The 15,123-nt window shown below is 70.4% G+C and carries 14 protein-coding genes; 3 read left to right on the forward strand and 11 right to left on the reverse strand.

The window, feature by feature from the left end; genetic code table 11:
* Positions 1-6: 6 nt before the first annotated feature.
* Positions 7-1,173 (reverse strand): glycosyltransferase, encoded by a 1,167-nt coding sequence (locus tag LRD69_RS00485; RefSeq protein WP_277324536.1) that lies wholly within the window; start codon positions 1,171-1,173, stop codon positions 7-9.
* 142 nt (positions 1,174-1,315) lie between these two features.
* On the opposite strand from LRD69_RS00485, the gene LRD69_RS00490 reads away from it, so the two are divergent.
* Entirely contained in the window at positions 1,316-2,794 is a 1,479-nt protein-coding gene (locus LRD69_RS00490) for a hypothetical protein (protein WP_277329577.1), read from the forward strand.
* Here LRD69_RS00490 and LRD69_RS00495 read toward each other — a convergent pair.
* The 3 genes from LRD69_RS00495 to LRD69_RS00505 are packed head-to-tail and all read right to left on the reverse strand — an operon-like array spanning position 2,763 to position 6,957.
* Positions 2,763-4,007, reverse strand: a complete 1,245-nt coding sequence (locus LRD69_RS00495; RefSeq protein WP_277324537.1) for a hypothetical protein — start codon at positions 4,005-4,007, stop codon at positions 2,763-2,765. The two genes, LRD69_RS00490 and LRD69_RS00495, sit on opposite strands and share 32 nt — an antisense overlap.
* Complete coding sequence (locus tag LRD69_RS00500) at positions 4,004-5,698, reverse strand: lipopolysaccharide biosynthesis protein (RefSeq protein WP_277324538.1); 1,695 nt, start codon at positions 5,696-5,698, stop codon at positions 4,004-4,006. The genes LRD69_RS00495 and LRD69_RS00500 overlap by 4 nt, the downstream gene beginning before the upstream one ends.
* Positions 5,695-6,957 (reverse strand): glycosyltransferase, encoded by a 1,263-nt coding sequence (locus tag LRD69_RS00505; protein WP_277324539.1) that lies wholly within the window; start codon positions 6,955-6,957, stop codon positions 5,695-5,697. Before LRD69_RS00505 ends, LRD69_RS00500 begins: the two co-directional genes overlap by 4 nt.
* A 213-nt stretch (positions 6,958-7,170) precedes the next feature.
* On the opposite strand from LRD69_RS00505, the gene LRD69_RS00510 reads away from it, so the two are divergent.
* Positions 7,171-7,620, forward strand: coding sequence for an adenylyltransferase/cytidyltransferase family protein (locus LRD69_RS00510; protein ID WP_277324540.1), 450 nt, complete (start codon positions 7,171-7,173; stop codon positions 7,618-7,620).
* Here the strand turns inward: LRD69_RS00510 and LRD69_RS00515 are convergent.
* Together LRD69_RS00515 and LRD69_RS00520 are read right to left on the reverse strand one after the other, a co-directional pair.
* The gene (locus LRD69_RS00515) at positions 7,586-8,317 is read right to left on the reverse strand and encodes a CDP-alcohol phosphatidyltransferase family protein (protein WP_277324541.1); all 732 of its coding nucleotides are present in this window, start codon (positions 8,315-8,317) and stop codon (positions 7,586-7,588) included. The genes LRD69_RS00510 and LRD69_RS00515 overlap by 35 nt on opposite strands.
* 131 nt (positions 8,318-8,448) lie before the next feature.
* Positions 8,449-9,135: a ribonuclease H gene (locus LRD69_RS00520; protein ID WP_277324542.1), complete on the reverse strand. Its 687-nt coding sequence runs from the start codon at positions 9,133-9,135 to the stop codon at positions 8,449-8,451.
* 140 nt (positions 9,136-9,275) lie between these two features.
* Here LRD69_RS00520 and LRD69_RS00525 point away from each other — a divergent pair, with 140 nt between their 5' ends.
* On the forward strand, positions 9,276-9,464 hold the full coding sequence (locus LRD69_RS00525; protein ID WP_277324543.1) for a DUF6381 family protein: 189 nt from the start codon (positions 9,276-9,278) through the stop codon (positions 9,462-9,464).
* A gap of 234 nt (positions 9,465-9,698) precedes the next feature.
* On the opposite strand, the gene LRD69_RS00530 is transcribed toward LRD69_RS00525, so the two are convergent.
* From LRD69_RS00530 to LRD69_RS00550, 5 genes are all read right to left on the reverse strand, one after another.
* The gene (locus LRD69_RS00530) at positions 9,699-9,929 is read right to left on the reverse strand and encodes a DUF6296 family protein (protein WP_277324544.1); all 231 of its coding nucleotides are present in this window, start codon (positions 9,927-9,929) and stop codon (positions 9,699-9,701) included.
* A gap of 98 nt (positions 9,930-10,027) precedes the next feature.
* Positions 10,028-10,738, reverse strand: coding sequence for a TetR/AcrR family transcriptional regulator (locus tag LRD69_RS00535; RefSeq protein WP_277324545.1), 711 nt, complete (start codon positions 10,736-10,738; stop codon positions 10,028-10,030).
* Between the two features lie 85 nt (positions 10,739-10,823).
* Entirely contained in the window at positions 10,824-12,050 is a 1,227-nt protein-coding gene (locus LRD69_RS00540) for a SpoIIE family protein phosphatase (RefSeq protein ID WP_277324546.1), read from the reverse strand.
* 68 nt (positions 12,051-12,118) lie between these two features.
* Entirely contained in the window at positions 12,119-13,378 is a 1,260-nt protein-coding gene (locus tag LRD69_RS00545) for an arginine deiminase (protein ID WP_277324547.1), read from the reverse strand.
* Positions 13,379-13,421: 43 nt separating this feature from the next.
* Complete coding sequence (locus LRD69_RS00550) at positions 13,422-14,888, reverse strand: basic amino acid/polyamine antiporter (protein ID WP_277324548.1); 1,467 nt, start codon at positions 14,886-14,888, stop codon at positions 13,422-13,424.
* Positions 14,889-15,123: the final 235 nt, after the last annotated feature.

Genomic DNA, 15,123 nt, shown 5'->3' on the forward strand with positions numbered 1-15,123 from the left:
TCGGTGTCAGCGGGCTGCGGCCTTCCGGCGGACCACGTCCTCATAGGTCCGCCGGAGGGTCTGCGTCACGGCCTCGATGGTGAAGTGGTCATTGACCAGCCGCCACGCGGCCTGCCCCGCCTCGGCGTTGGCCTCGGGCTCCAGGAGCTCGAGGATCGCCTGCGCGACCTTCTGCGCGTTGGGGCCGTCCTCACCGACCCGGCTGTCGATCACCCGCCCCGCCCCGGCCTCCGCGACATCGGGGGCCAGTCCGCAGGTACGGGTGATGACCGCAGGGGTGCCGACCGACATCGCTTCGAGGACCGACACCCCGAGGGGTTCCTCGATCGACGGCAGGACGTACACATCGGCTTCCCGTCCGGCGGCGAGCACCTCTTCGTGGCCGAGTGGTCCGACATGGTCGAGCGACTCCAGCACCCCGAGCTTCGCGGCCAGTTCCAGCGTCCCTGGGAGTGCTCCGGTGTCGGGTCCTGCCAGCACGAACCGGGCGTCCGGGTACTTCGCGAGGACCGCGGGCATCGCGGCGACGAAGTCCTCCGGGCGCTTGCGCTCCTGGATCCTGGCCAGGAAGAGAACCGTCGGCGGCCGCCCGGGGTCCCGGGCGGGCTTGCGTTCCTGCGGGCGAACTCCGTTGACCAGCCGCACGGTACGGGTGAGTGTCACCGGAGCGGCCACGGCATTCACATCGCGGCGCTCCATCTCGGTCAGGTGCAGCACCGCGTCGGCACCACGCAGCACCTTGCGTACGCCGAGCAGATCGGTCAGCTGGGCGACGCGCTTCTCGGTCGGGTCCACCATGCCGTGCGTCTGGACGACCAACGGCCTGCGCAGCGCCAGCGCGAGCAGAGCGGCCGGCAGGGTCACCAGATCGCGCATCAGGTGTACATGGACGAGATCGGCCCCCCGCATCATGCGCCGGGCGGCGAGCAGCAGGGCGCCCGAGGTGATGCCGCTGACCTCGAACATCGGCAGCAGGTGGCGAGCACGGAAGAGGTGGGCGGGCACGCCCTCGATCTCGCCCGGCAGCCCGCCGTCGAAGCCGTCGCCGAGCGCCATGATCCGGGCGTCGTCGCCGTGGGCACGCTGGACCTTCGACAGGTTGAGCGCCACCCGGGTCGGACCGCCGAACGCATGGTCCGGCGTGTGCAACGTGACAATGTGCAGGATCTTCACCAGGGTTCCCCTCGACCTCGGCCCACTCTTCACAGAGTAGTCATCCCGATCACCCCAAGTGGGTTGATTCGTTAGAGTGTTCATCGGTCCACGGAACGGGGGGCGAATGACGTCCGTGCACGAGACGGCGCCGCCCGTACCCATGCGGCGGGGCGGCCGGGGCGAGCAGGTCCAGCCGCCCGCGAGGCCGATGTCCTGGGCGATGCTCTCGCGGGCGCTGGCCGTGCCGCTCATTCTGGGGCTGGTCTGCTTCCTGCCCGCGGTGATCGCCGCCCAGCCGGGCACAGGCGTCCGGGACAACGCCTACTGGCTGCAGCTCGTGCTGACCTGCTACGCGGGGGCACGGCTGGCCACGATGATCCTGTCCACCGCACGCCGGCTCCTGCAGGGCGTCTTCTGGATGTTCGTGTACATCGCCATGGGGGTCGCGCCGTTCGCCCAGGCGGTCATCGGGCAGACCCCGACGCCCGTGGTGGGGCCCCGGTCCGACCTGGTGACGGCGATCTCGCTGATCCTGGTGGGCTGCGCGGCCTTCGACCTCGGGGCGCTGCTCGCGTCCCGGCGGCCGCTGCGCCGTCGTTCGGCGGCGCGCAGCACCGGCGGCCCTGCCACCGCGAACCGGATCCGGCTCCGGCTGCTGGTGCTGCTCGCGTTCGCGGCGAGCGGGTACTACATCCTGAAGCTCGGCGGGCCCGCCATCTTCTTCACCAGCCGCCAGGAGATCAGCGCCTCGGTCGCGGTGAGTTCGGTCGCCACATCCGAGTCCAATGTGGGTTCGGCCTTCCTCAAGGGGTTCGGCACGGTCCCCGCGCTGCTGGCGCTGCTCTTCTACACCCGTCGCCTGGTGACCTCGCGGCGGGCCCGGCGCTCCCCCTCGACGGTCCTGGTCTGGATTGCGCTGGCGATCCTGAACGTCATCGTCAACAACCCGGTCTCCAATGCCCGTTACTGGTTCCTGACGGTGCTGGTCTCGTTGCTGTTCACCGCGTTCCCGAGCAGCGCCGCGATGTACCGGTCGGTGCTCGCGATGGGGGTGGTGGGGGCGCTGGTGCTGTTCCCGTACGCGGACCGGTTCCGGTACGACGACGCGGGGTACCACCCGGTGCAGTCGTCGTCGGTGTTCGAACCGCTGGCGACGAAGGACTACGACCAGACGGTGATGTTCGCCAACACCATCTCCTGGGTCGGCACCCGCGACCACACCTACGGCCGCCAGCTCGCGGGCTCCGCGCTGTTCTTCGTGCCACGGGCGGTGTGGAGCGGCAAACCGGAGGACACCGGGGTCCGGGTCGGCCAGTGGATGGGGATGAACATGACCAACCTCTCCGCCCCGCTGTGGACCGAGCTCTGGGTGGATTTCGGTGCGCCGGGGATGATCGGCGGTCTGGCGCTGATCGGGTACGCCGCCGCCCGCACCGACCGCCGTTACGCGCGTGCCGTCTCCCGGGACGGCCCCGGGCCGGGCAGTGTGCTGGCGATCGCGGCGCCGCTGATCGCCGGGTACGCCTTCATCCTGCTGCGTGGACCGCTGCTGCAGTCCGTCGGGAAGCTGGCCATCGGGGCCCTGTGTCTGCTCCTGGTCACGAGCTTCAGTGGCCGGAGCGGACGGCGGGCACGCTGACCGGTGTGCGCTCCGGTGCGCTGCGGCGGCGCAGCCCGGCCACGCGGATCCAGGTCGCGGCCGCCTTGCAGGCGGATCCCAGGCAAAGGCCCCATGCTGCGCCGGGGACGCCGCCGAGTACGTAGCCACCGGCCAGAAAGGCGACGGAGGCGAGCGAGAACACCACCTGAATGGTGAGGGTGGTGCGCGGGTCGAGCATGCGCAGGGCCAGCAGACCGCAGGTGCCCACGGCCATCGCCGTGTACTGGCTGCCGGTCGCCGGCAGCAGGGCGGACGCGGCCGGCCAGGTGTCGCCGAGCAGATGGCGGCCGACCCCGTCGGGCAGCAGTGCGAGCGCGGTGGCCCAGGCTGCCGCGGTCACCGCCAGAGCCGCGGCCAGGCCCGCGGTGGCGCGTATCCGCCGACGCTCGGAGGCAAGCCGTCCGAGCAACGGCGGGCCGAAGCTGGTGGCGGAGGTGAACAGCACGTTGAGCGGTCCGAAGAGTGTGGTCGCGCCGCGCAACGCCCCCACCACCAGCGGGTTGCCGAACACGCCGAGGCCAAGGACGGAGAGCTGACTGGTCGCGTTCCCCACGCCGAATTCGACGACGAACCGCTGCCCGAGGTGTCCTCGCCTCGTCAGGACCCGCAACTGCACTGGGACGTGCGCCACATGGCGGCGCACCAGGGCGGCGGACAGCAGGAGGGCGGGCAGGGCGGAGAGTCCCCAGACGGCGACGAGCCGCGCCGCCGAGGCGCCGTGCGGCTGGACGGCCAGGGTGCCCAGCACGCACACCAGCCTCAGCACGTCGGACGCCAGCGCCAGGTGCGGCAGATGCAGGGTGGAGAAGGCGTATCGCATGGCGTCCTGCCCGAGGACGACGGGCAGGACGAGACCCAGCATCAGCAGGGCGCGGGCGGTGTCTCCGGGCACGAACAGACAGACCGCAGCGAGCAGCGCGCCCAGCACCGACGCGACGAGCAGAGTGAAGGCGACCGCCGACCGACAGGCGGTGCGCACCTCGTCGCGCTCGCCGCGCCTCAGCACGAGCGGCTGCCCGGTGTAGGCGCCGGAGATGCCCAGCAGCACCGTGAAGACCAGATAGACCGCGGAGAAGCGGGCGAAACCGTCGACGGTGGAGAGCCGGGCGGCGGCCACCAGCACCAGGATGTTGGTGAGGGCCGCCACCCCTTGGTCCGCCACGGAGCTGACGATCGCGGTGCGTGCCTTCACCTGCGGGCTGCGGGGGTGTCGAAGGTGCGCAGGCCCAGCGTCTCGGTGGGGTCGCCGGTGTGTTCCGGGCCCTCGGATCCGCCGCGGCCGGCCTGGCCGTCGTTGCCGGGCCGGCCCTCGCCGCTGCGGCGCCGGCCCGCCTTCTTCTTCCGGGACCTGCGCTCCAACCGGCTCCGGCCCGGGTGCAGCAGGGTACCCAGCACGGTGCCTCCGGCCGCACCGATGATCTCGCGGATCCGCTCCAGGTCGCTGCGGTGGACCTCGCGCGGATCGCAGACCACGACGACGCCCTCGACGCGGTCGATCAGCGCGACGGCGTCGGCGTACGAGAGCACGGGCGGGGCGAGCACGATGACCACGGCGCCGGGCCGGTCGGCCTCGGCGACGATGCGGCCGACCGGCGCCGAGGTCAGGGCCCGCGGCACGTTGTCCACCCGCCGACCCGCGACCAGCGTGAAGGCACCGGAGCCGGGTACGTCCACGTTGGTGCGGCTGTCCGACGGCCATGCGCGGTCGTCGCCCACGGCGGCCCAGCGGGGCCGCCCCTGCACGGCCGGACCGAGGTCCCGGGCCAGGGCCGGCGTGCGCAGATCGGCCTCGACGAGGAGCACGTCGCGGCCCATCTCGGCGAAGGCGGCGGCCAGGTTGACCGCCGCGGCGGCGGCCGCCTCGTTGTCACCGCGCGGGGCGGTGACGAGGACACGGCGGCGCTCCTCGAACGACGGATCGTAGGCGAGCCGGAACGCCACGGCCCGGTACTCCTCGGCCAGCCGGCTGCCGCTGCGCCCGATGGCCAGCAGCGCGTCCACCGAGCCGCGCTCCCTGGGCAGGGTGCCGAGCAGCGGGGCGCCGAGCGAGCGGACCAGTTCACGGGTGGAGCGGACCGCCGGGTCGAAGACGAGACGCACCCAGGACAGCAGCAGACCGAGCGCGAGCCCGACGACGCCACCGAGCCCGAGCAGCAGGGGCAGTCCCGCACCGCTGGGCTTCTCCGGTGCTACGGGCTTCTTGTTCAGATAGCCGGGAGTGGTGTCGAGAGCCCGCAACTCCGATATTTTGCGGCTCAGTTCGGAGATCGCGACGACCAGGTTGGCCCGGGCGCTGGTCACGTCGTCGCCACTGGTTCCGGCCGATGCGGCCAGCTTGTCGCGCTGCTCGGTGAGCGGCTTCAGCTGGGCCCGGTAGCCGTCGACCATGTTGTCGATGCTGTTCTCGGTGCGCTCACGGCGAATCTCCAGATAGGCGTCGGCAAGCGCCTCGGCCCGCTGTTTGGCGAGCGCGGGGGTGCGGCCGGTGTAGGAGAACCGCAGGACGAGCGTGTTCGGCGGGTTGGTGACCTGGAGACCGGTCAGCAGCTTCCCGACCTCCACCCGGTCGCCCCCACCGGCCAGGGACTTTGCGGCGATGGTGCCCACGGCGTCACTGACGGCGGTCTGCCGCTCGGAGCCGATGTTGATCCCCTTGTCCGCGGAGGCGCCGGTGGCGAACGGGTCGGAGGTGGCGTTGCGCACGAACACCTCGCCGGTGGCGGTGTAGCTCGCCTCGCCGCTGAGCGCGAGCCAGCCGCCGCCGAGCAGACCGAGGACCACGCCGGTGGCGAGGAGCGCCCGGTAGCGCAGGAGCTGTCTGAACTGATCGCGCAGCAGCGCGGGTTCGTCCTGGTCCTCCAGGGCGCGGATCGGATGTGTCATCGGCGTGTTCTCCCTTGCGCGTCGTCGAGGACCTCGGTGAGCAGTGCGTCGAACCGGGCGAGGCCCGCTTCGCGGCTGAGGTGACGTGCGACGTACTCCGGTCCGCGGGCGCCCAGCGCGTCCGCCTCGGCCGGCCCGTCGACGAGTTTGCGTACGGCTGCCAGCAGTGCGCCGGGGTCCTCGGGGGCGACGAGGACCCCGGCGCCGGAGCGGCGCACCTCCTGGGCGGTGCCCCCTTCGTCGGCCACGGAGGCGACGACGGGACGGCCGGAGACGAAGTACGAGGTGAGCTTGGACGGGACGCTCATGTCGAGCACGGACGCGCGCTGCGTCACCGCGAGCACGTCTGCCGCGGCGAGCACGTCGGTGAACTCGTCGGCGGCGGCGGGCGGCAGGAAGTCGAGGTTCGGCAGGCCCGCCGCGCGGGCCTGCAGCGCATCACGCTGGTTGCCGTCGCCCATCAGCACGATGCGCACCTCCGGGGCCAGCCGGGCCGCGTCGACGAGGACTTCGAGGCCCTGTTTGAGGCCCATGTTCCCGGAGTGCAGCACCACCGGCGTCCCTTCGCGCCAGCCGAGCCGGGCCCGGGTGGCGGCGCGTACGGCCGAAGGGCCTTCCACATGCGTCCAGTTGGGAACAAGCCGAATGCGGGACGGGTCCACGCCGTAGGCGGTGACACGGGGGACGAAGCTCTCGTGGATGACTCCGACGAGGGCGGCGGCTCGCAGCGCGTACCGCTCGGCACACGCGGCGACGGCTGCCGCCCGGCCCCCGCCCCGGATGCCGCTCTGTGCGGCGGCGGCCCCCATCAGGTCCTGTACGACGGGTATGTAGGGGACCCGATGGCGGCGGGCCAGTCGCGCACCGATGACACCGCCCGCCAGGCTCGGCAGCTGCGCTATCACCGCGTCGGGCCGCATCCCCGGCGGCGCGAGCAGACCGTGGGCGAGGACCGTGGCCTCGAACGCACCTCTGCGCACGGCGGTCTGACGGGGTGGTACATAGTGCCTTCGCCGGTGGACGGTGACACCGACACGGCTCTCCGCGGTCCGCCAGACACCCCGGTATGCGGCCTCCGTGCGCCAGGAGGGATAGTGCGGCATCCCGGTCAGAACGTGCGTGTCGGCCCCTGACGCCGCCCAGTGCTCGGCGAGCTGAGCGGCGTACGGACCGATGCCGGTCAGCTCCGGCGCATAGTTGGTCGAGACCACAAGAAGCCTGCGGTGCTCGAACGGCTTGTGGTGATCAGCATCGGACATCGGACGATCGCCTTCCCCCCGGTACACCCTCTGCTCCCTTCAAGGAACAGCCCCAAAAGTGAGCTTATCCGTTCACGTGATGCGCAAGTGGTCTTCACAGTAAGGTCATTGCACCATCAACACCGATACCGATATCCCGCAGGACCGGATGCCATGTCCGGACACCTGCATCCGGGACACGGACGTCACGTTCACCGTGGGGGGAGAGAACGGATGGTGCACAGAGTCGGCTACGCGCCGGGGGTCTACGACCTGTTTCACGTAGGACACCTGAACATCCTGCGGCACGCCCGCAGCCAGTGCGACTACCTGGTGGCGGGGGTGGTCTCGGACGAGATGGCCGCACTCGCCAAGGGCCACAAGCCGGTGATTCCACTGCCCGAACGGCTGGAGATCGTACGCAGCGTGCGCTATGTGGACGCGGCGTTCGTCGAGACCGTGCCCGACAAGGTCGAGACCTGGCAGCAGGTCAGGTTCGACGTCATCTTCAAGGGCGACGACTGGCGGGGAACGGAGAAGGGGAAGCGACTGGAGCGCGACTTCGCGGAGGTCGGCGTGGAGGTGGTCTACTTCCCGTACACCGTGCACACGTCCAGCACCCAGCTGCGCCGGGCGCTGGACACGCTCGTCAGCCCGCAGTCCGGAGCGCTTTCAGCTCCGTGAACCACTTGCCGAGGAACGCCACCAGAAACAGCGTGTGCACGGCGGCGAGCACGGCGTAGCCGGCACGGAACGCCGTCTCGTCGCCGAACAACAGGAACACCAGGCAGAACACCCCGTAGTCCGCGGGAAGCAGTGCCACGGCCCGCACCCGGGACACCGGAGCCGTGGCACTGCCGGCCGGCGCAGGGCGGGCGGCGGCCTTGCCGAGCTGTTCGCGCAGCAGACCGGCGCAGAAGGTGACCACGGCGACGAACAGGAAGCCCAGCGGCAGCAGCAGCCAGCCGTCACCGGGCAGTTCGAAGAACCGGTGGAACGAGATCAGCACGGCGGTGTGCACGAGAACCATCTTGGCGCAGTCCACGACATGGTCCAGCCACTCGCCGTCGGGCCCGCCCCGTCCGGTCAGCCGGGCGAGCTGCCCGTCGGCCGAGTCGAAGGCGAAGCCGACAGCCAGAGCCGCGTACACGGCGCCCGCAAGCCCCCAGGACGGGCGGACCAGCGCCACCGCCGCGAGAGCGGCGAAGGTGAATGCCGCGCTGATCAACGTGACTTGATTGGGTGTCAGTCCGCATCGATAGGCGCCCGCCGCGAGCACGCGCCCGGCCGGGCGGTTCACGTACCGCGAGTAGAGCGACACACCCTTGGCGGTCTTCTGTGCGCCACGCAGTTCGCGCAGCACCGTGCCTGTGGATCCCATACGCCCCCCAGCGTCCAGCCGTTAGCGCAGCGCCGGCGGAGCACCGCGGACGCTGCGGTCGGAGCCGCATCATGGCATGGAGAGCCGCCGTTGTGCGGCCACTCCCGGGGTCGGACCGGCAGACGGCCGCCTCAGGCGGGCGCGGACCGGCACTCGGGGTGGCCCCAGCCGTTCGGGTTCTTGGCGATCATGTCCTTGGCCGCGTAGGGCTTTCCGCAGTGGCACCGCCCGGCGAACCTGGCCCGGATGGTGGCCCCGGCGCGTGGTGCACCGGTCGCCTTCTTCGCCGCCGTGCCACCGCCGCTCCGACTCCCGGACGCCCTGGAAGGAGCGGGCGTCGGCAGCGGCGAGCCATGCAGGGTACCGGCCGCCTGCTGCGTCACGGCAGCCTCGCTGGCCGCCTGGTCCGCCAGGGCGTTGAGCGGGTCGCCATCCACCTGGTGGGCAGGTACGTAGACGAAGGTCACGGTCCGGCCGCTGAGCAGCGCGTCGATGCGGGTCACCAGATCGCGGTTGGCCACGGGCTTTCCGGCCGAGGTCTTCCAGCCGTTGCGTTTCCACCCCGGAAGCCACTTCGTCACTGCGTTCATCGCGTACTGCGAATCCATCCGCACCTCGATCGCCGCACCCGGGTCGGTGGACTCCAGCAGCTCCTGGAGCGCGGTGAGTTCGGCGATGTTGTTGGTGGCGGTCCCCAGCGGTCCCGCCTCCCAACGCTCGGGCCGCCCCTGTGCATCGGCCACGACCCACGCCCAGGCAGCAGGCCCCGGATTTCCCTTGGATGCCCCGTCACACGCGGCGATCATGCGCTCGTTCATGCCTCGATCATGCCAGCGCCAGGCCTGCCGGCGGACGCCCAGGCCCGACGATGACGGAGCGTGACGCTTCGGAATGCGAAGAGTCCGCGACGCTGGTTCTCTGATGGAGCCCGCTCTTCCCTAGCGTCCAAGGAGTGACGATGAGCGTTGCAGGCGAAACCAGTGGCCGAGCTCAGCAGATGCGCGACAAGGCCAGGCAGATGACCGAGGCCGCGGAACGCGCAACCGACCCGGAGCAGCGTTCGCGGCTCCAGGAGAAGGCTCGGAAGCTGCAGGAGCAGAGCGAGCAGCTCAGCAACATGAGCGGCGAGACGCGCCCGCACAAGTAGGTCCGCACCACGGCCGATGGTCCGCCGCTCTGTCCATGAGTGTGCGGCGGACCATCGGCCTCTGCCGTTGACCATGTCCCGGAGCGTGGTTGACCGATCACACTCCGGAGCGCGATGACCGCACTCCCACTGCATGTGCACACCGGCCGGCCATCCCCGTACCACAGCGGAACTCGCTTGCAGCGACGGGTATCTGATCTCCCGTCGTGAAGGAGTCATGTGCTCACGGGACGTTCAGGGCTTGCCGACCGTGCGGACCAGCGGCGAGCCGAGCACCTGGTGACCACCGCTCGCAAGCATCCGCACCTCCCCGTCATCACTGATCTCCGCGCGTACGATCCCCGTCTCGTCCTCGTAGATGGGATAACCGCCCGCCCCCTCCCTGGCGGTGCGCCGGACGATCACGGCGTCGTCCTCGACCGCGGACGCCTGAAATACCAGCTCGTAACTTTCCGGGTGATGCATGAGGGGCTCCGGACAACAATCGGCGACGGCGACCAGGCTGCCTGCGCCTTCCATTGTCACCCACACCCGCGAGCCATGCCCGAAAAGTCCCGAAGGCCTCAGGGCAGCGCGGTGAGAGCGGTCGACCCGCGAGCACCCCGGCTGATCAGCCCGTCGATGATCGCCTCGAGTTCGTCGGCGACCGAGTAGTCGGCGGCGTAGGTACGCCACTGGTCCTTGATCGCGGTGAGCCGCGGCAACTCCTCCGCGTCCTCCTCAGTGATCATCTCGGGGAAGCAGTGGCTGCTCGGCGGGTGCTCCGCGCGGCGGGCGGCGGCCCTGCGGAAGATCAGGTCGCTGTAGATGTACTGCCATATCGTCCAGCAGGCACGTACCGACCGGGCCGGGGAGAGACCGCAGTTCTGGGCACAGTCGAGAATCTCCTCCACCATCCACAGGGCATCTCTGTCGGTGAGCTCGCCCAGCGCCAGGACGTCGAGTACCCACGGGATACGGCTGAGGACCCCGTGTGCGTGCACAGCGACGGCGAGCAGCCGTTCGCGAGGATCCTCAGGCAGTTCGGGACGCGGGAAGGCGCCCATGGTCCCGGACAGGGTGAGCATCAGCAGCTCGTCCTTGTCCCGTACGTAGTGGTAGAGCGCCATCGGCGTGCTGCCGAGTTCCTTCGCCACCCGTCGCATGCTCAGGGCGTCCAGGCCCTCCTCCTCGAGGATGCGGCGCGCGGTGGCGACCATCGTGTCGGGGTCGAGCCTGCGCGGCCGACCCACGGACCGCCGGCCCGCTGCCTGCTTCTTCTCTGCACCCGACACGACTCCATTCTCCTCCCGTCTCCCCTCCGTGGCCTTCTCTTGTACGCGTACGGAAATCCCGCGACGTCCGGCCCGGGAGGGGGTGTCAGAGCCGGACGATGACCAGGGCGGTGTCATCGGTGGCGCCGTCGGGCGGGAGCAGTTCGAGCAGGACGGCGTCGGCAAGGGGCTCGGGGGTGGATTCCCGGTGCCGGACGAGGGAGGCGGCGAGACGGTCGAGGCCGATGTCGATGTCCTCGCGGCGGCGCTCGATCAGACCGTCGGTGTACAGGACAAGCGTGTCGCCCTCGATGAAGGCGGTGGCGGCCTGGGGCCGCGGTACCTGATCGAGGCGGGCGCCGAGCGGCGGGTCGGTGGCCCGGTCGAGGAATTCCACCGTGCCGTCGGTGCGCAGCAGGGCGGGTGGAGGGTGCCCGGCGCTGCTGTAGGTGAGGATGTGCGTCTCCCAGTCGATGCACGTATCGACCACCGTGGTGTTCTCGGCCCCGTCGACCGAGCGGGAGTACAGGTCGAGGACGTCCAGGGCGCGGGCCGGGCCGTCGGCGACGCGGGAGACGGCGCTGAGAGCGCTGCGGAGCAGACCCATGCTGCCGGCGGCCTGCAGGCCGTGGCCGACGACGTCGCCCACGGCGACGCCGACGCGGTCGCCGGGCAGGTCGACCAGGTCGTACCAGTCGCCGCACACGTTCAGCGCGCCGACGGCGGGCCGGTAGCGCACGGCGACCCGGAGGTGACCGACCGGCCCGGGGGCGGGCAGCATCGCCTTCTGCAGGGCGAGGGCCACTTCGCGTTCCCGGGCGTGGGCCTGCCGCAGCCGCTCGTTGACCTCCTGCAGTTCCCGGGCCCGGGTGTAGAGCTCGGCCTCCAGCACGCGGCCCCGGCTGCTGTCCGATCGCTCACGGGCCTTGATGAGTTCGGTCACCTCCTCCACCCGGTGCACCAGCAGGACCACCCGCCCGTCCGGTCCGGACACCGGGGCGTTGACCGGGCTCCAGTACCGCTCCTCCCACTCGCCGGGCCGGAGCAAGGACTGGACGTCATAGCGCTGCAGCGCCATGGCGTCCCGCTCACCGGTGGCCAGCACCCGCTTGAGCGACGCCTCCAGATTCCGCATGCCGCTCGGGGTCGTGGCGTTCGGATTGTCGGGGAACACGTCGAACAGATACCGCCCGACCACCTGCTCGCGCGTGCGCCCGGACATACGGAGGAACTCCTCGTTCGCGTCCGCGTACACCAGCTCGGGAGTCAGCAGCGCCACCATGCCGGGCAGCCCCTGGAACACCGCCGCGTAGTCGATCCCCGCAACCGCCATGCTCAGCCTCTGCCTCCGTGTCCGCCGCCGTCCAGGGCCAGTCGACCCGCTCCGAGCCCGCCCCTGTGTCAGAAGTCGACGGCCTCGCGGACCAGCGGACACGTCATGCAGTGGCCGCCGCCACGCCCACGGCCGAGCTCGGCGCCGACGATGGTGATGACCTCGACCCCGGCCTTGCGCAGAAGGGCGTTGGTCTGCGTGTTGCGGTCGTAGGTGAAGACGACACCCGGCTCCAGGGCGACCGCGTTGTTGCCGCTGTCCCACTGCTGCCGCTCGGAGGCGTACACGTCGCCGCCCGTCTCGATCACCCGCAGGCCGGGCAGACCGAGTCCCGTGGCAACGACGTCCACGAAGGCGGCCGACCCCTCGTCGGTGACCTCGACCCCCGTCGCCTTGTCGCTGGGGCGCAGGGAGAAGGTGTGCATCGCGTCCACGATCGTCGGGTAGACCGTCACGATGTCGCGGTCGGCGAACGTGAAGACGGTGTCCAGGTGCATCGCCGAACGGAGCCTGGGCATGCCCGCGACGATGACGTGTTCGGCGGCGCCGTTCCTGAAGAGCGAGGCTGCGACCTGGGTGATGGCCTGGCGGGAGGTGCGTTCGCTCATGCCCATGAGGACGACGCCGTTGCCGACGGGCATGATGTCGCCGCCCTCGAACGTGGCCTGCCCCCAGTCCTGCTCGGGGTCGCCCCACCACACCGTGGAGCCCTTGAAGTCCGGGTGGAAGGTGTAGATGGCCTTCATCAGGAGGGTCTCGCCGTGCCGGGCGGGCCAATAGAGGGGATTCAGCGTCACACCTCCGTAGAGCCAGCAGGTGGTGTCGCGGGTGTAGAGCGTGTTCGGCAGCGGTGGCATGAGGTACTCGCGCGCCCCCGTCGAATCGCGGGCGAGCGCGACGTACCCCGAACGGAACGCATCCGGCAGGTCCATGGTGGCGAGCCCGCCGATCAGGTACTCGGCGAGCCGGTGCTCATCGAGTGACTCCAGGAAGGCCCGGGTGTCGTCGATGAGTCCGATGCCCACCTCGTTCGCGGTGATCTTCCGGTCCAGCAGCCAGGTACGGGCCTCCGGAATCGCCATGGTCCGGGCGAGCAGGTCGTGCAGTTCGACGACCTCGACACCGCCCTGGATCAGCCTGCCGACGAAGTCGGCGTGGTCACGCTGGGCGTTCTCCACCCACATGACGTCGTCGAAGAGCAGTTCGTCGGAGTTGGTCGGGGTGAGCCGGCGGTGCGCCAGGCCGGGCGCGCATACCAGTACCTTGCGCAGTCTTCCGACTTCGGAATGGACGCCGAGCGCCTGCGCGGGGGTGGTGGTGTCAGTCACGGTGTGCCTTTTCGCAGGAGGGAGACAGGGGTGAGACGTGCTGTCAGAGCTCGATCCAGCCGGCCGCCAGGGCGATCACACCCACGACGGCGCCCGCGACCGAGACGGCGCACATGACCGCTTCGGCGGGCGAGAACAGCCGCTTGTTCTGCTCGCGCCGGGCCTTGACGAACAAGAACGTCGAGGGGGCGTAGATGATCAGGGAGACCAGCAGGAACCTCAGGCCCGCGGCGTACACCAGGAATGCGGTGTAGACCGTGGCCAGCACGGCGACGACCATGTCCCGACGGATTCCGCCTCCCGCCCCTCCCTCCGGGCCGGGCCTGGACGCGATCCTGACGGCGAAGGCGGCCGCGAGAAGGAACGGGATCAGGCTGAGCACGCTGGTCAGGTCGAGGGCGAAATTGAAGGCGTCGTCCGAGAACATCGTGACGACCAGGACGATCTGACTCAGCGCGGTGGACAGGAGCAGCGCGGGGACGGGGACGTCGGCCGCGGTGGACCGGCCGAGGAAGCGCGGCATGTCGTCGTCCTTGGCCGCGACGAACAGCACCTCGGCCGCCATCAGCGTCCACGCCAGATAGGCGCCGAGCACGGAGACGATGAGCCCGACGCTGACGAAGACCATGCCCCAGGTGCCAACCGCCGCCTCGAGCACGCCCGCCATCGACGGCTGGCGCAGCTCGGCGATCTCGCTCATCGGCAGGATTCCGTACGACACGATCGTGACCGAGGCGAAGACGGCGAAGACGCTCACGAACCCCAGCACCGTGGCCTTGCCGACGTCCTCACGCCGTTTGGCGTGGCGGGAGTAGACGCTGGCGCCCTCGACCCCGAGAAAGACGAAGACGGTGGCGAGCATGGTGCCGCGGACCTGGTGGAACAGGGAACCGGCGTAGTCGGCGCCGCCGAAGTTGTCCACGAAGACGGACGGGTCGAAGCAGAAGAGGGAGAGGAGGACGAAGACCAGGATCGGGACGACCTTGGCCACGGTCACCACTCTGTTGATCGCCGCCGCTTCCTTCACCCCGCGCCGGATCAGAAGGAAGAACGCCCACAGTCCGATGGATGACAGGACGACCGCGAGGAGCGTGTCACCGTCGCCGAGCGCGGGTGCGATGGCGCCGATCGTCGACATGATCAGCACCCAGTAGGTGACGTTGCCGACGCAAGCGCTCGCCCAGTACCCGAACGCCGAGAAGAAGCCGAGGTACTCGCCGAAGCCGGCCTTGGCGTAGGCGTAGACACCGGCGTCGAGGTCGGGCCTGCGTACTGCGAGCGTCTGGAACACGAACGCCAGCATCAGCATGCCGACGCCCGCGATGACCCATGAGATCAGCGCGCCGGCGACTCCCGTCTCCTCGGCGAACCTCCGGGGCAGGGAGAACACCCCGGCGCCCACCATCGAACCGACGACCATCGCCGTCAGCGTGAACAGCGTCAGCTTGGCCGCAGGCCGCCCTTCGGCCGCAGCGGTGGGGGTGGCGGCCCCGGTGTCGGAGTCGGTCATCAATTCCCCCTCCCACGCGCCCTGCTGGACGGCGAGCCTGCTGTGCGCGGTCGTCCGTAGCGGTCGTGACCGGTGCGTTCCTTCGTACGGGGTACGGCGGGGACGACCACATCGGCCGGGTGTGTGCGGCGGTCTCCGGTCTGCGGGGCCGTCGCGAACGAGCGGGCCACCGGAAGGGCCGGAGCGAGGGGGGACGACCGCCTCAGCGCCGCCGGCATCCGGGCCGCGGGCCTAC

Origin of the sequence: Streptomyces sp. JH14, from assembly GCF_029428675.1 — a bacterium.
Lineage (GTDB): Bacteria > Actinomycetota > Actinomycetes > Streptomycetales > Streptomycetaceae > Streptomyces.

Bases quoted from the DNA above. Each gene is read 5' to 3' on its own strand.
- LRD69_RS00520 (WP_277324542.1), bottom strand. From the start codon at position 9,135: ATGAACGAGCGCATGATCGCCGCGTGTGACGGGGCATCCAAGGGAAAT.
- LRD69_RS00540 (WP_277324546.1), bottom strand. From the start codon at position 12,050: ATGGCGGTTGCGGGGATCGACTACGCGGCGGTGTTCCAGGGGCTGCCC.
- LRD69_RS00515 (WP_277324541.1), bottom strand. From the start codon at position 8,317: ATGGGATCCACAGGCACGGTGCTGCGCGAACTGCGTGGCGCACAGAAG.
- LRD69_RS00530 (WP_277324544.1), bottom strand. From the start codon at position 9,929: ATGCATCACCCGGAAAGTTACGAGCTGGTATTTCAGGCGTCCGCGGTC.
- LRD69_RS00525 (WP_277324543.1), top strand. From the start codon at position 9,276: ATGAGCGTTGCAGGCGAAACCAGTGGCCGAGCTCAGCAGATGCGCGAC.
- LRD69_RS00490 (WP_277329577.1), top strand. From the start codon at position 1,316: ATGCGGCGGGGCGGCCGGGGCGAGCAGGTCCAGCCGCCCGCGAGGCCG.
- LRD69_RS00550 (WP_277324548.1), bottom strand. From the start codon at position 14,888: ATGACCGACTCCGACACCGGGGCCGCCACCCCCACCGCTGCGGCCGAA.
- LRD69_RS00500 (WP_277324538.1), bottom strand. From the start codon at position 5,698: ATGACACATCCGATCCGCGCCCTGGAGGACCAGGACGAACCCGCGCTG.
- LRD69_RS00510 (WP_277324540.1), top strand. From the start codon at position 7,171: ATGGTGCACAGAGTCGGCTACGCGCCGGGGGTCTACGACCTGTTTCAC.
- LRD69_RS00505 (WP_277324539.1), bottom strand. From the start codon at position 6,957: ATGTCCGATGCTGATCACCACAAGCCGTTCGAGCACCGCAGGCTTCTT.